General features: G+C 54.3%; 17 protein-coding genes. 3 read left to right on the top strand and 14 right to left on the bottom strand.

Annotation, left to right across the window (positions count from 1 at the left end; translation table 11 throughout):
- Positions 1 to 44: 44 nt before the first annotated feature.
- The 10 genes from clsB to GALF_RS12295 form a co-directional block, all read right to left on the bottom strand.
- Positions 45 to 1,181 carry a cardiolipin synthase ClsB gene (clsB, locus tag GALF_RS12250; RefSeq protein WP_013294376.1) on the bottom strand — a complete coding sequence of 379 codons (1,137 nt, stop codon included), beginning with the start codon at positions 1,179 to 1,181 and terminating at the stop codon, positions 45 to 47.
- Positions 1,174 to 1,923 (bottom strand): endonuclease/exonuclease/phosphatase family protein, encoded by a 750-nt coding sequence (locus GALF_RS12255; RefSeq protein WP_013294377.1) that lies wholly within the window; start codon positions 1,921 to 1,923, stop codon positions 1,174 to 1,176. Before GALF_RS12255 ends, clsB begins: the two co-directional genes overlap by 8 nt.
- A 71-nt stretch (positions 1,924 to 1,994) precedes the next feature.
- Entirely contained in the window at positions 1,995 to 2,492 is a 498-nt protein-coding gene (locus GALF_RS12260; RefSeq protein WP_013294378.1) for a DUF2242 domain-containing protein, read from the bottom strand.
- A 197-nt stretch (positions 2,493 to 2,689) separates the two neighbouring features.
- Positions 2,690 to 3,766: a quinolinate synthase NadA gene (gene nadA / locus GALF_RS12265; protein ID WP_013294379.1), complete on the bottom strand. Its 1,077-nt coding sequence runs from the start codon at positions 3,764 to 3,766 to the stop codon at positions 2,690 to 2,692.
- Positions 3,763 to 4,218 (bottom strand): dihydroneopterin triphosphate diphosphatase, encoded by a 456-nt coding sequence (gene nudB / locus GALF_RS12270; protein WP_013294380.1) that lies wholly within the window; start codon positions 4,216 to 4,218, stop codon positions 3,763 to 3,765. Before nudB ends, nadA begins: the two co-directional genes overlap by 4 nt.
- A gap of 2 nt (positions 4,219 to 4,220) precedes the next feature.
- Positions 4,221 to 4,613 carry a barstar family protein gene (locus GALF_RS12275; RefSeq protein ID WP_013294381.1) on the bottom strand — a complete coding sequence of 131 codons (393 nt, stop codon included), beginning with the start codon at positions 4,611 to 4,613 and terminating at the stop codon, positions 4,221 to 4,223.
- A 2-nt stretch (positions 4,614 to 4,615) separates the two neighbouring features.
- Positions 4,616 to 4,978 (bottom strand): ribonuclease domain-containing protein, encoded by a 363-nt coding sequence (locus GALF_RS12280; RefSeq protein WP_013294382.1) that lies wholly within the window; start codon positions 4,976 to 4,978, stop codon positions 4,616 to 4,618.
- A gap of 1 nt (position 4,979) precedes the next feature.
- Entirely contained in the window at positions 4,980 to 6,776 is a 1,797-nt protein-coding gene (gene aspS / locus GALF_RS12285) for an aspartate--tRNA ligase (protein ID WP_013294383.1), read from the bottom strand.
- Positions 6,777 to 6,781: 5 nt separating this feature from the next.
- A complete protein-coding gene (locus GALF_RS12290; RefSeq protein WP_013294384.1) occupies positions 6,782 to 7,399 on the bottom strand; it encodes a DUF502 domain-containing protein in 618 nt (205 codons plus the stop codon).
- Positions 7,396 to 7,635, bottom strand: a complete 240-nt coding sequence (locus GALF_RS12295; protein WP_013294385.1) for an FmdB family zinc ribbon protein — start codon at positions 7,633 to 7,635, stop codon at positions 7,396 to 7,398. The genes GALF_RS12290 and GALF_RS12295 overlap by 4 nt, the downstream gene beginning before the upstream one ends.
- A gap of 383 nt (positions 7,636 to 8,018) precedes the next feature.
- Between GALF_RS12295 and GALF_RS12300 the strand changes: the two genes are divergently transcribed.
- The 3 genes from GALF_RS12300 to GALF_RS15780 all read left to right on the top strand — a co-directional run bounded on the left by GALF_RS12300 (position 8,019) and on the right by GALF_RS15780 (position 10,044).
- Positions 8,019 to 9,470 carry a DEAD/DEAH box helicase gene (locus GALF_RS12300; protein ID WP_083777146.1) on the top strand — a complete coding sequence of 484 codons (1,452 nt, stop codon included), beginning with the start codon at positions 8,019 to 8,021 and terminating at the stop codon, positions 9,468 to 9,470.
- Positions 9,471 to 9,546: 76 nt separating this feature from the next.
- Positions 9,547 to 9,699, top strand: coding sequence for a hypothetical protein (locus GALF_RS15775; protein WP_013294387.1), 153 nt, complete (start codon positions 9,547 to 9,549; stop codon positions 9,697 to 9,699).
- A gap of 183 nt (positions 9,700 to 9,882) precedes the next feature.
- Positions 9,883 to 10,044, top strand: a complete 162-nt coding sequence (locus tag GALF_RS15780) for a hypothetical protein (RefSeq protein WP_013294388.1) — start codon at positions 9,883 to 9,885, stop codon at positions 10,042 to 10,044.
- A gap of 362 nt (positions 10,045 to 10,406) precedes the next feature.
- Here the strand turns inward: GALF_RS15780 and GALF_RS12305 are convergent, their stop codons facing one another.
- From GALF_RS12305 to GALF_RS12320, 4 genes are all read right to left on the bottom strand, one after another.
- Entirely contained in the window at positions 10,407 to 10,796 is a 390-nt protein-coding gene (locus GALF_RS12305; protein WP_013294389.1) for a hemerythrin domain-containing protein, read from the bottom strand.
- Between the two features lie 7 nt (positions 10,797 to 10,803).
- Positions 10,804 to 11,412, bottom strand: a complete 609-nt coding sequence (locus tag GALF_RS12310) for a hypothetical protein (RefSeq protein WP_013294390.1) — start codon at positions 11,410 to 11,412, stop codon at positions 10,804 to 10,806.
- A 223-nt stretch (positions 11,413 to 11,635) separates the two neighbouring features.
- Positions 11,636 to 13,075 carry a cbb3-type cytochrome c oxidase subunit I gene (locus GALF_RS12315; RefSeq protein ID WP_013294391.1) on the bottom strand — a complete coding sequence of 480 codons (1,440 nt, stop codon included), beginning with the start codon at positions 13,073 to 13,075 and terminating at the stop codon, positions 11,636 to 11,638.
- 1 nt (position 13,076) lies between these two features.
- Positions 13,077 to 13,667 carry a c-type cytochrome gene (locus GALF_RS12320; protein ID WP_013294392.1) on the bottom strand — a complete coding sequence of 197 codons (591 nt, stop codon included), beginning with the start codon at positions 13,665 to 13,667 and terminating at the stop codon, positions 13,077 to 13,079.
- Positions 13,668 to 13,669 lie beyond the last annotated feature (2 nt).

The raw sequence follows: 13,669 nt of genomic DNA on the forward strand, positions 1-13,669 counted from the left end.
ATGCCGGCAGTCGCGGCACCGCACATTTTCCTTGTCTTGCGACATCAGATCACACTTCTCCCGTATCCCAGCACACCGATCACCATGCGCACGGTAGCATAGCTCAGTCTGGCCAATATATGAGAGCCCCAGCCCCTGACATTTTCATGATCCGCCTCAATACGCACCGCATTACAAGCAATAGCAGTCATCAATTTATCGCGCAAACAGTCGGAGAATGCGGCATCAAACACCATCAGATTCGCTTCACGGGCCAGCATCAGGCTGAACGGATCGATGTTGGACGAACCCACCGTCGCCCACGTGCCATCAACGACCGCGACCTTGGCGTGCAAAAATCCAGGCTGATATTCATAGATTTCGATTCCAGCCGCCAGCAGTTGGACGTAAAGCGCACGGGTTGCATAATGCAGCAGGCGATTTTCAGCCCGGCCTTGCAGCAGCAACACCACGCGCACACCGCGGCGGGCCGCCTGTATCAGCGTACGGCGAAAAATCCGTCCCGGCAAAAAATAAGCATTCGCGATTACCACCTCGCGCATTGCCGTACTGATCTGTTTCAAGTAGGCGCGTTCAATATCGCGGCGATGGCGCAGATTATCCCGCAGCACGACGACGACACGAGTGCCAACAGCGTGCCCGGGACTGATATCACGCGCCATACGCTTGCCACTGGCCCACGCGACAGCATTCCACATCCTGCGCATCACGGCATGAATTTCAACCGCAACAGCACCACTCAGACGTACGGCGAAGTCAAAACGCGGCACAACCCCGTCATCGATGATATTGATGCCACCGATATAGGCCAATTCGCCATCAATCGCGATAAGCTTGCGATGCATACGCCGCAAACGATGGCGACGCAGCTTAAAACGATACAGCTCACGCCTGAAAAAGTGCACTTGCACTCCGGCTGATTTGAACTCGTCCAGCCAGACCGGTAAAAAATCGGCCGCACCAAAACCATCCATCAGCACACGGACAATCACACCGCGGCGTGCGGCGCGCTGCAGGGCATCGCTAACAGCGCGTCCTGTCTGATCTGCAGCAAAAATATAAGTTTCCAGATACACGAAGTGGTGCGCCGCATCGATGTCAGCGCATAGCTGTGGAAAATACGCCGCGCCATTTTGCAGCAACGCCAGCTCATTCCCCTCGACTTGAAAAACGTCAGACATTGCGCTGCAATGTCGCCGATATTGCCGCATGATCCGACAGTCGTTGCCACGCGCCGCCGGCATGCACCTCGGCTTGCGCCACCGTAAATCCGCGCATATAGATCCGATCGAGTCGAAACAGAGGCAGACGCGCCGGAAAGCTGCGCGCGACACGACCGCCGTGCAACTGAAATACATCGTGCATGCCAAGTTCACTCGCGATGACAGCCCCCATCTGATTGCGCCAATCGTTAAAATCACCGGCGATGATCACCTGTACATCGGGCGGAATTTCATGCTGCACGTACTCAATCAGTGCACGCGTTTGCGCACGCCGCCCACGGGCAAACAGTCCGAAATGCGCACACAGGCTGTGTAGTCGCTGCCCATCCGGCAATGCGATCTCGCAATGCAGCAGGCCGCGACTCTCGAAACGATGCGCAGAGATGTCGGTATTAAGCGTCTGTACGATAGGATAACGGCTCAGAATCGCGTTACCGTGATGACCGGCTTCGTACACGCAATTCTTGCCATAAGCAGAATGCGGCCAGCGTCGGTCGGCGATAAATTCGTGATGCGCGCCATCGGGGTAATTGGCAAAACGCCCGGCGTGCCCGGTATGCTCGCCCTGCACTTCCTGCAAAAACACGATATCCGCATTCAGCTCATGCAGCCGCTCACGCAACTCGTGCATCACCACCCGGCCGTTGAAGTGGGAAAATCCCTTATGGATATTGTAGGTAGCGACAGTCAGCGTTTGCATGATTACGTTCTGATTCCTTGCACATCAAGCGGTTAACGCATCCCAGCCCGCAGGTACACGCTCGCCATGAATTAGCGGGCAAGCTCCTGATTAACGCCGCGATAAAAGCGCTCATAAAACCCTTTGTCACGCACCATCTCGCCGCGCACCTTCACCTGAGCATCGACTTCGCTGCTATTGCTAACCGAGATAGGAAACAGCAGCGGAATACCGACCGATGTACTCTTACGGCTAGTTTTAATGTCGAAATGCTCTTCCGTGGCAGTGACAAATAAAGTGGAACCCGCAGTGCGCGCGCTGCAGTTTACATAGAGGCGCAACTGAGCCTGCTGATTTTCATCCACCTGAAATTCTTTGACTCCGATCAGTCGCTCTCCAGCGCCCGGCTGAACAATATAGCCATCTCTTAGCAACACCCGGCGTGCAGCCTCACAAACAGGATCAGGTGCGACGGAAAAATCCCTGCTGTGTCGTGAATCAGCACGAAATGCTTCTCCGTCAGAATAGTTTCTCGTACCGCTACATGCGGCAAGCGACATTAAGATAACAATCAGTCCATAGCGATTCATTTTTCTCTCCCGGCAAAAATAGCGTTGATGAGATAAATCGTGCCAAGTTATGTCGCCCATGCGCCGTGATGCTCGCATGCCAAAAATCATAAACTATGGCGAGAGGACTATACATGACTGGGGATTTTTTTTCATTGATTGATGGAAAGCTTGCCCGCATTCACAGCATAAACCGTCAGCATGACGTACTACAAGACTCAGGCATTGCCGATACCGCGAGTCGGCAGCTTAATCTGGCGCGCAAAATCCAGCATGCGGTGTATCGGCTGAACTGCGCGAGGAATAATAGCCGGATCGACAAAAATTTCATTCGTGCCGGATTCGAGCACCACAGCCAGATTGATCAGCCCGTTCATCGCCATCCACGGGCAATGGCTGCAACTGGTGCAATTGGCCCCCACGCCTGCGGTCGGCGCTTCCAAAAAAAGCTTATCAGGGCACAGCGTGCGCATCTTGTGCAGGATGCCGTTGTCGGTGGCAACGATAAACACGCGGGTGTCAGACGCTCGTGCGGCATTGATCAGCTGCGTGGTTGAGCCGACCACATCGGCTAATTGCACAACCGCACGCGGCGCTTCAGGATGCACCAGCACCTGACAACCAGGATGCTGTGCTTTTAATTCGATGAGCTCACGGGCCTTGTATTCATCATGGACCACGCACGCCCCCTGCCAGAGCAGCATGTCAGCCCCCGTCTGCTCTTGAACATAACCGCCCAGATGGCGATCGGGCGCCCAGAGGATTTTTTTTCCCTGCTCATGCAGATGTCTGACCACGGGCAACGCGATGGAACTGGTCACCATCCAGTCGGCACGCGCCTTAACGGCGGCACTGGTATTGGCATACACCACCACCGTCCTGTCGGGATGCGCATCGCAAAACGCGGCGAACTCGTCCGCCGGACACCCAAGATCGAGCGAGCATTCCGCCGCGAGTTCCGGCATCAGCACGCGCTTTTCCGGATTGAGTATTTTGGCGGTCTCGCCCATGAAGCGCACCCCCGCGACAACGATGGTTTTAGCCCTGTGCTGATGACCGAAGTTCGCCATATCCAGCGAGTCGGAGACGATGCCGCCGGTCGCTTCCGCCAAGTCCTGCAAATCAGGGAGCACATAATAATGTGCCGCCAGCACGGCATCCTGCTCGATCAACAGGCGTTTGATACGGGCAATCAATTCAGGTTTTTCCCGCGCATCCGCCTCGCGCGGCACTTGAGCCCATGCGGATGCGGTCGAACACCCCGGATGATCGTAAGCAATACTGATAGGATTCATGACATTTTCCTGATTACGCGCTGCGTCAGTTGCAGGATTGCCTCGCGGTTGCTCGGCGAAAAAACCTTTTGTGCCGAGTCCTGCCAGTGCAGCCACTGATAACTCAAATGTTCGCGGGGGGAGAGCTGAATTTGCTGCCGGCCAGGCAATTGCAAACCAAACACATGTTCGGTATTTTGCGTGATGCCCTCAGGGTAACGATGACGCCAGTGCGAATAAATTTCATAGGTATTTTGCAGCTGCCAGTGCGTAAACTCATACTGATTCGCATCCAGTCCCGTTTCCTCACGCACTTCGCGTATCGCCGTATCGCGCAATGACTCCACGCCTTCACGGCTACCCGTCACCGACTGCCAGTACCCAGGATGATCGGCACGCTCGAGCAGCAACACCTCCAGATCGGCTGTGTAAATCACCACCAGCACCGATACAGGCTGTTTTTTTCCGTTCATAGTCAGGCAAAAAATATCCAGAACGGAATATTGCGTTGCCGCCAGTACACGACCGTATCATCGAAAATATCCTGCGCAATTTCACGATCGTTAGACGACAGCCCCAGCGTCGGACTGACATTGCGTAACACCAGCACGAAACCGGGCGCGGCGTCCCACGACAGGTCGCACAGCACATCGACCAACGCATCCCAATTTTCACCGAACTCACCCGGATATTTCGTCGCGCGAGACAAAGCATTAAGCAGATTTTTCTTGCCCTTGACGCCTTTTAATTCGGCCTCAAACACCGCATATCCTGCCGCATCGGCAGCCTCCAACAGCACATCCACATCACAGTCCAGCTTATGGCAGCCAGCCGCTGCCAGATTGTTCAGTTGAGGTACTGCACTCATAGCTACTCCCGTATGCGATTAAAAGATTGATAATGGTCTGCGCTGTAGTAGTACTCGCCCGGCACACCCGTGATAATGCGACGCGCCCCCCGGTTGCGCACACCCGGAGTTTTTACTGTGTATTCATGGTAATAGCCGCGAGTCTGCTTAGGCAAGACCCGCTCATAATTACCAAACACCACGCCGTCCCTGTCGTAGTCGAACGGGCCTCCCTGACGAATCGCACGCAAAGTGGCACGCGCTTCTACCGGCAAATCGGCCACCGTAATAACCGCAACATCGGCCGTGACCGGGTGATGCGAATGCGCCTCTGTCGGCAGGCAAAACGCCATCAGAATCAGCCAGAGTTGCAGCATGCGAAACATACTATTCCTTGACTACTTCAACCGTCGGCTGTTGGCGCAGACGGATGTGCAAGTCGCGCAACTGACGCTCATCCACGGCAGACGGCGCTTGCGTCAACAGACACTGCGCACGCTGGGTCTTGGGGAAGGCGATCACGTCGCGGATCGATTCGGAACCCGTCATCATGGTGACGATGCGATCCAGACCGAACGCCAAGCCGCCATGCGGTGGCGCGCCGTACTGCAAGGCATCGAGCAGGAATCCAAATTTCAGCTGCGCTTCTTCATCGCCGATATTGAGCGCGCGGAATACCTGACTTTGCACCTCCGCTTTATGGATACGCACCGAACCGCCGCCCAATTCCGATCCGTTCAATGCCAGATCGTATGCCTTGGCAAGGCACTTGCCCGGATCCGATTCCAGCAGCGCCAGATGTTCGTCTTTGGGCGCGGTAAACGGATGATGACAGGCGTTCCAGCGTTTTCCTTCTTCGTCGTATTCGAACATCGGGAAGTCCACCACCCACAACGGCTCCCAGGCATTTCCGTTGACATGGCCTTTTTCATGACCGATCTTACAGCGCAGCGCACCCAGCGCGTCGTTGACGATTTTTTCCTTGTCGGCGCCGAAGAAAATAAGGTCGCCGTTTTGTGCGCCCGTGCGTTCGATCACCGACTTCAACGCCGCTTCATGAATATTCTTCACGATAGGCGATTGCAGACCGGTTTCATTCGGCTGGGTAATATCGTTAACCTTAATGTAAGCTAATCCCTTCGCACCGTAAATGCTGACAAACTTTGTGTATTCGTCGATCTCGCCGCGGGTGAAGGCAGCCCCTCCTGGCACACGCATCGCAGCAATGCGGCCGTTCGCCGAATTCGCAACACCTGCAAACACCTTGAAGGCGACATCCTTCATCACATCGGTGACTTCGGTCAGTTCGAGCGTCACACGCAGATCAGGCTTGTCGGAACCGAAACGCGCCATCGCTTCGCTGTAGGGCATACGCGGGAACGGATTGGGCAGATCAACCGCCAGCGCTTCTTTAAAGACGGTGCGGATCAGCTCTTCTGTCAATGCCGTGATCTGTGTCTCGTTCAGGAACGAAGTCTCAATATCCACCTGCGTGAATTCAGGCTGACGGTCGGCGCGCAAATCTTCATCGCGGAAACATTTAGTGATCTGGTAATAGCGATCAAAACCCGCCACCATCAGCAACTGCTTGAACAACTGCGGCGACTGCGGCAGCGCAAAAAATTCGCCCGGATGCACGCGTGACGGCACCAGATAATCGCGCGCGCCTTCCGGCGTGGACTTGGTCAGCATCGGCGTTTCGATGTCAATGAAACCGCGGCTGTCTAAGAAATTACGGAAGGCACGCGTCACCTTGTAGCGCAGCATCAGATTTTTTTGCATCTGCGGACGGCGCAAATCGATCACGCGATGGGTCAGACGCACGTTTTCCGACAAGTTTTCATCATCAAGCTGGAACGGCGGGGTGATCGATGCGTTCAACACTTCGATTTCCTGACACAGAATTTCGATCTCACCGCTGACCAGATTGCTGTTGGAGGCGCCTTCAGGGCGACGACGCACCGTACCTGTGATGCGCAATACATATTCGTTGCGCACCGATTCGGCGACTTTGAACATCTCCAGTTGATCCGGATTGCAAACGACCTGTGCCAGACCTTCGCGATCGCGCAGGTCGATGAAAATCACCCCGCCGTGATCGCGGCGGCGGTGCGCCCAGCCGCAAATGCTCACGGTCTGGTCGAGTTGGTCGGTATTGAGTGTGCCGCAGTAATGTGTACGCATAATATTTAAGAAAGTGTAGGTGAAGGCGTGATAGCCGATGGCGTATCGGATACCACACCCATTGAAACGATGGAGCGCAAAGCCACATCAACCGTCATATCCAGCACGATGGTGTCAGCACGGCGCACGAAAAAATAAAAACCGTTAACCGGACTCGGTGTGGTGGGAATAAACACCGCCACATACTCCTCGTCAAACTTACTGACCACCTCATTGGGCACATTGGTTTGAAACGCAAGCGACCAGGCATCCGGATGCGGATAGCGAACCAGCAGCACCTTGCGAAAAGAATTGCCACTGCCGGATAACAAGGTATCGCTGACCTGTTTGACGCCTTTATAGATATTGCCGACGAAGGGGACGTGCAGCATCCCCTTCTCGGAGGCCGCCCATAATCTCTGTCCGAACACATTGCGGATCAGCAAGCCAGTGAGCAACACCACCGCGAAGGTCAGAATAATCCCCAAACCCGGAATATGGATGCCCAGCAAAATATCCGGATGCCAGTCTCTCGGCAACAGCAGCAAAGTCTGATCCATCGTCGTGATGGTCAGATTCAGCACCCAGATCGTGATACCTAACGGCACCCAGACCAGCAGGCCTGTGACAAGAAATTTCTTCATTCGCTAGCCGACGGACATGATGAGGCGCTAGGGCAAGGCGCACAGGATGCCGGCTTATTTTTGAAATCAGTCGCATAATAGCCGTTGCCCTTCAGCTGAAAACCGGGCGCCGTCAACTGTTTGGAAAATGTTTCCTTGGCGCATTCAGGACATGTGCTGAGCGGTTCATCACTCATTTTTTGCATGACATCTTTTTGCAGACCGCAATCAGAACACGCATAAGCATAAATTGGCATGAATTTTCCTGTCGAATCGTTTCAAAATTGGGCATTATACCTGAGCGAGGCGATTTTCTATGCATCCGTATATGGCATTGAATCGTTAAAATACAAGAGCCCGTTCGAAATTATAGCGTTCCGGCCAGCCGGAGCGAACAGCAGCGCAACCAGACGTCCTGCAAACGATCAGGCGTTTATTATGTATAATGCAGCCGCCCTGCGTAAAGCCAATCAGCGTAGCGGCCTATTACAACTCCAGATCTCTTCGATCACACATTTCGTCTGCCCCGATTGGTGCCGCTCATTCTTGAGCGTCAGGCCGTCGCAGGAGCCATGCTTTGCCAAACACAATTACCGCCTCACCCGTTACCTTTGCCAGCCTCAATCTGGCTGAACCCATCATGCGCGCCATTGCTGACGCCGGTTACACGCAACCCACCCCCGTACAGGCACAGGCGATACCGCTGGTGCTCGCCGGCGGCGATTTGCTGGCCGGCGCGCAGACCGGCACAGGTAAAACCGCAGGCTTTACCCTGCCGGTCTTACATCTGCTCAACAGTCGTCCCGCCGCTAATCCCGGTGCTGGTCGCCCGCGCTGCCTGATTCTGACGCCGACGCGCGAACTTGCCGCCCAGGTCGAAGAATCGGTACAGACCTACGGAAAATACCTGTCGCTCAAATCCTTAGTGATGTTCGGCGGGGTCAACATCAATCCGCAAATTAAATCATTACGCGGTCAAGTGGACATTCTGGTCGCAACACCCGGTCGCCTGCTCGATCACGTCGGACAAAAAACGCTGGATTTATCCGCTGTTGAAATCCTGATTCTGGACGAAGCCGACCGCATGCTGGATATGGGTTTTATCCGCGACATCAAAAAGATACTCGCGCTGCTGCCTAAAACGCGCCAAAACCTGTTGTTTTCCGCGACGTTCTCCGAAGAAATCAAGACGCTGTCTGACGGACTGCTCAACAATCCGGGCTTCGTCGAAGTCGCACGCCGCAACACCACCTCGGAACTGGTCGCACAAACCGTCCATATGGTTGCGCAAAAACTAAAAAGCCATTTGCTCTCCCACCTGATCAAGCACAATGACTGGAAGCAGGTGCTGGTGTTTACCCGCACCAAGCACGGCGCAAACCGTCTGGCAGAGAAACTCAATGCCGACGGCATTCCCGCTGCCGCGATCCACGGCAACAAGAGCCAATCGGCACGCACCAAAGCCTTGTCGCAATTTAAGGACGGCACAATGCCCGTGCTGGTTGCAACCGACATCGCAGCCCGCGGTCTCGATATCGACATGCTGCCCCACGTGGTCAATTTTGAACTGCCGAATGTACCCGAAGACTATGTACACCGCATCGGTCGTACCGGACGCGCAGGCAGCAATGGCGCGGCGATTTCACTGGTAGACAGCGAAGAGTTGCAACATTTGAAAGACATCGAACGCCTGATCAAGACACAGATTCCAAGAATTGCCATTGACAGCTTCGTGCCGCCTACCCACATTCCGCCTGAAGCACCGCGCCCTCCCCGCCCGCAGCACGGCCAGAAACGCCACAGCAACACCACGGCCCGTCCGCCGCGTGAAGGACAAGCGCCTCGCGATGGCAACCGCCCGCCGCGCGAAGGTCAGGGGCCAACCGGCAATCGAGCACCACGCGACCCGCAAGCACGAACACAGCCGCCACGCGGCCCGCAATCGACAGGTCAACCTCGTCCGGCGCAAAAACCTCGCTCCGCCCAATCGACACCGAAGCCGCAACCTTTGCTGTCTGAAGCCGCCCGCCATCAGGCTATGCCGCAACCTGCACTGTTTTCACCCCGTCCTGCGGCAAGACGCGGCAAATAAGCAAACGCTGTCGAAAATTTACTATTAACGGTTCCTGCCTGAGTTTCTCAGGGCAGGAACACATCAGGACACCATCATGGCCAAGACAAATTACACCTTCGAAAAACGGCAGAAAGAATTAGCAAAACAAAAGAAGCAGGCTGACAAACTGCTGAAGAAAACCGCAGCAAAAGCAGATCAGAACGAGCAACCGCAGCCTATATCCGACGACAACGCCGTCGCTTCGTAAAGCTAGGCTGCATCTGTTCGCCCAATAATAAAGCCCGGTTAAACCGGGCTTTATTATTGGGCGAATTCCACCGCTAACAGCAACTAATTTCAGAGGGGGGGATTACCGGGTTACAGTACCGCCATCGGTCAGGATCTGGGCATCATCGGCACTCAGACTGTCGACACGCATGATTATCCAGGAATGACACTGGAAATTCAGCGCAACGAAACTCAGGAGTATGTCGTTGTCAAATTTACCAAGTATCAGCACGATGCCGTCACGATTGAATCGCGCCGCAACAACGGAGAATGGGAAAACATGGGAATTTCGTTAAAGAAACCGTGGTTGGATGGCCGATGCTGATGTAAGGCGTACCGGAAGTGCGCGAATATCGCATACGCTGGTATAACGATGCGACGACCAGCGGCGAATTTAGCCCAGTACAGAAAATCACCGTTGGCCCGTAAAAAACAGGTGCCTATTGTTTTCCACAAAAAATAGGGCAATAGGCACATATCATTCCGCCAATATCTGCTTTTCGGCCTCTAATTTCATTCCGAGAATATCCGCTAACGAGACTAACCGGACCATGACGAAGTGCAGCTTCCGGGTATGCAATTTAAAGAGATCGATGCTTTTCAATCGGCCCAAATCCGTCAGTCAATGCCTGCCAAAGACCTCTGGATACGCGTCCCGTGATTTGTGTATGCGTCTCCAGTCAGAGCTTATCGTGCTCCCAATAAGCTTTCAAGCACTGCAAACAGCTCTCTTTCTTCAAAGCGCACATGCTCGGCCAGACATTGTCCAAAATTGTCCAATGCAACAGCATCAGTTTGCTGCAAGCCGTGGAGTAATGCACGTAACCGCTCGTGGTCAGCCAACGTACGTTGCACCAGTGCTTGTGTTTCCGGACTTTTCAGTAACGGTAGTAAGGATTGTTCCTCAAACTGGAAGTGAACCTCCAACTCTGCGGAAAAGGCCAGAATCGCGCGCTGACAAGCTTGTGTAATCTGTGCCGACTCACCTGACAGTGCCGCCCGTTTACACGTTTGGGCCAAAATGAGTGCAGAGTGGTGTTCACGCGATAGCGGTTGCAGAATGGCGCTTCTTTTCATATAAACCTCAAACGTAGGTGACAGCAAAGACGGCCGGATCGTTACCATGATCCAACAGAATGCAGCGTACCCGCTCCTGCCAAAGCTCTCGGAATTCAGTCACTTCCGCCGGACTTGCAGTGTTGGACAAACAGCTTGCCATCAATTCGGACAGACGCGGCGGTGCCGGAACTTGTTGCAGATTGAATGCAATTTCAACAGCCTGATTTGTATCAAGCCGGGTATAGCGGACTTCTCCTTGCATAGCCACGGAAAAAAACAATCGCTCGCGCCTGTCGAAACGGCCACCGATACCCTTGAAGCCAGACTCGGACATTGCGCCCGTCAGCATGCTGACGACATTCGCAATCACGCCCGTGACTCCACTCTCGCTGCTCCTTCTGAACTCCACTCGTATATCGCCACGCACAGGCGTCGCATCTGGATAGAGCGCGGACAAGGCTTTATAAGTTGCCCAATAGGCTGAGGCGACCGTCGGGCAGGAGTGTCCTGCCAGTCGTACCACATCAAAATAACCGTACTGCAACACCCCCTGCTCCGTTGCGCCAAGAAATTCGGCCAACGGGTCATAGAAACTGATTCTAGGCACTGCATCAAAAAAAACCGGATAACTCATGTGAACCCCTGTAATTTTTCAAGAAACGATGAGCGATGAAGCGTACTAAAACCCCACCCTGTAATTCAGGATGGGTTTGTGTCATGCTGCCTTCTGCCTTCTGCCTTCTGCCTTCTGCCTTCTGCCTTCTGCCTTCTGCCTTCTGCCTTCTGCCTTCTGCCTTCTGCCTTCTGCCTTCTGCCTTCTGCCTTCTGCCTTCTGTCTTCTGCCTTCTGCCTTCTGCTTAGTGAGGAAGTAGCACCTGTGCGGGCCGGGTTTCACGCTTGCCTATGGTCAGCAAGTCCCAGATCAATATCCCGTAACCTGCCGCGAACATCACGCCGAAGATTTCACGCCAGACCATGCCCTGTATGAACCAGGGATGAGCCTGCGCTGCGAAATAACCAGCCCAGGTCGAGCCTTCTATGGCGCGCTCGATCTGCGATTGCTCGTACCCTGACACCAGCATGCCCATGGTCATCCCCAGCATGCCCAGATTCAACAGCACCAGCGCCCATTTCCACTTCCAGTTGCCTTTCATGTCGCTGCTCATCCACACATTGCCGCGCCATTTCTGCGCGACGATGTAGAAGAATGCGATATTGATCGTGGCATACGCACCGAAGAAGGCCAGATGACCATGCGATGCAGACCATTGTGTGCCGTGGGTGTACAGATTTATCTGCGGCAGAGTGTGCATAAAGCCCCACACACCCGCACCGAAGAAGTTACCGAACGCCTGCGTGATCAGCCAGCCCATCGCGGGATGATTGTTGTTGCGCATCTTGTTCACCCCGGAATCGAACACCGCATGCACCACCATCGCAACCAGCGGCACGGGTTCAAGGGCTGAGAAGAATCCACCGATAGACAGCCAGTATTCCGGTGTGCCGATCCAGAAGTAATGATGACCTATACCTAAGATGCCGGAGCCGAACATCAGCGCCACTTCGATATACAGCCATGTCTCCACGATCTTGCGTGGCGTGCCCAGTACGATCATCAGACCGTAAGCCATGATGCAACCTACCATCACTTCCCAGGTCGCTTCGACCCACAGATGGATCACCCACCACCACCAGTATTGATCTACCGAGATGTTGGCGGTGTAAAACATGCCCGCCATATAGATAGCGAACAAGGCGATCATATCCAGCGTCAACACACCGCCGATACCTGTCCACTTGCCTTTGGCGAAGGTGGCTGCCACATTGAAGAACACCGCCATCACACAGACCACGATACCGATATCGGCCCAGCGCGGCGCTTCGATGTACTCGCGACCTTCATTGATTAACCATATCGTAGACTGATCGCCCGGCCCTACCTGCACCAGCAGATAGACTGCCACAACCACCACGACTGCCAGTGTGAATATCCAAAAAACGATATTACCCAGCTTCAGGCCGACAATGGGAATACCGGATTCTTCCTCCAGCAGCCAGTAGACCGACCCGATGAAACCGAACAGCATCCACACCACCATGGCATTGATATGCACCATGCGGTTGACCGAGAAATCCAGTACCCCATATAGAAAGTCCGGTATCAGGTATTGCAGTCCGGACAGCAACCCAAACAAGATTTGCGCACCGAACAACACCACCGCGACGGCAAAATACTTCACCGCCAGTTTCTGCCCGCCATTGAGGTTGGCAGAATCGAGAGTTCCAAGCGTACTCATATTAGTTCTCCTGATCGAGTGGTTTGAAGTTGGACGGGAAGCCATTGGTGTCGATGGTAGACATCCACTTCAGGAAGGCCACGATCGCGTGTGCCTCATCATCCGTCACCCCCAGCTTGGGCATGCGTCTGCCCACGCTGTTATGCAGTTTGTCTGAAGGATCCATGATGAACGCCACCATCTGCTCCTCGCGGATCTCGCGTGAACCCCAGAAAGGATCAAGCCAGGCTTTGGTCAGGTCGGGAGCGTAATACGCACCATTTCCCAGCAGCGTATGACAACCCATGCAGTTCTTTGCCTGTACGGTCAGCTTGCCATGACTCACCAGAGCTTCGGCTTCGGTCAGCATCTTGCCAAACAGCGGTTCATCAGCAGTCCCGATCACCGGGACTTGCGCATGACGCGACTCGTCATAGACATATTCGACGCGATGATTGATCGCCGAATACGCGGGTACCCGTTTCGACCCTGCGGTGATTTGCGACATGGTGTCGAAAGTCAGAAATATTAATATGACGAATGAGCCGGCCGTTACCCAAATGGCGGTCTTACGCCAAAAGGTCTCGGATGCCCACCAGTTGCTGGTAGTCATGA

It is taken from the genome of Gallionella capsiferriformans ES-2 (assembly GCF_000145255.1).
Taxonomy (GTDB): domain Bacteria; phylum Pseudomonadota; class Gammaproteobacteria; order Burkholderiales; family Gallionellaceae; genus Gallionella; species Gallionella capsiferriformans.

Coding starts and splice junctions, on each gene's coding strand:
- GALF_RS12320 (WP_013294392.1), bottom strand. CDS start 13,667: ATGACTACCAGCAACTGGTGGGCATCCGAGACCTTTTGGCGTAAGACC.
- clsB (WP_013294376.1), bottom strand. CDS start 1,181: ATGTCTGACGTTTTTCAAGTCGAGGGGAATGAGCTGGCGTTGCTGCAA.
- GALF_RS12295 (WP_013294385.1), bottom strand. CDS start 7,635: ATGCCAATTTATGCTTATGCGTGTTCTGATTGCGGTCTGCAAAAAGAT.
- GALF_RS12300 (WP_083777146.1), top strand. CDS start 8,019: ATGCGCGCCATTGCTGACGCCGGTTACACGCAACCCACCCCCGTACAG.
- aspS (WP_013294383.1), bottom strand. CDS start 6,776: ATGCGTACACATTACTGCGGCACACTCAATACCGACCAACTCGACCAG.
- GALF_RS12310 (WP_013294390.1), bottom strand. CDS start 11,412: ATGAGTTATCCGGTTTTTTTTGATGCAGTGCCTAGAATCAGTTTCTAT.
- GALF_RS12315 (WP_013294391.1), bottom strand. CDS start 13,075: ATGAGTACGCTTGGAACTCTCGATTCTGCCAACCTCAATGGCGGGCAG.
- GALF_RS12280 (WP_013294382.1), bottom strand. CDS start 4,978: ATGTTTCGCATGCTGCAACTCTGGCTGATTCTGATGGCGTTTTGCCTG.
- GALF_RS15775 (WP_013294387.1), top strand. CDS start 9,547: ATGGCCAAGACAAATTACACCTTCGAAAAACGGCAGAAAGAATTAGCA.
- GALF_RS12305 (WP_013294389.1), bottom strand. CDS start 10,796: ATGAAAAGAAGCGCCATTCTGCAACCGCTATCGCGTGAACACCACTCT.
- GALF_RS15780 (WP_013294388.1), top strand. CDS start 9,883: ATGACACTGGAAATTCAGCGCAACGAAACTCAGGAGTATGTCGTTGTC.
- GALF_RS12260 (WP_013294378.1), bottom strand. CDS start 2,492: ATGAATCGCTATGGACTGATTGTTATCTTAATGTCGCTTGCCGCATGT.
- GALF_RS12290 (WP_013294384.1), bottom strand. CDS start 7,399: ATGAAGAAATTTCTTGTCACAGGCCTGCTGGTCTGGGTGCCGTTAGGT.
- GALF_RS12255 (WP_013294377.1), bottom strand. CDS start 1,923: ATGCAAACGCTGACTGTCGCTACCTACAATATCCATAAGGGATTTTCC.
- GALF_RS12275 (WP_013294381.1), bottom strand. CDS start 4,613: ATGAGTGCAGTACCTCAACTGAACAATCTGGCAGCGGCTGGCTGCCAT.
- nadA (WP_013294379.1), bottom strand. CDS start 3,766: ATGAATCCTATCAGTATTGCTTACGATCATCCGGGGTGTTCGACCGCA.
- nudB (WP_013294380.1), bottom strand. CDS start 4,218: ATGAACGGAAAAAAACAGCCTGTATCGGTGCTGGTGGTGATTTACACA.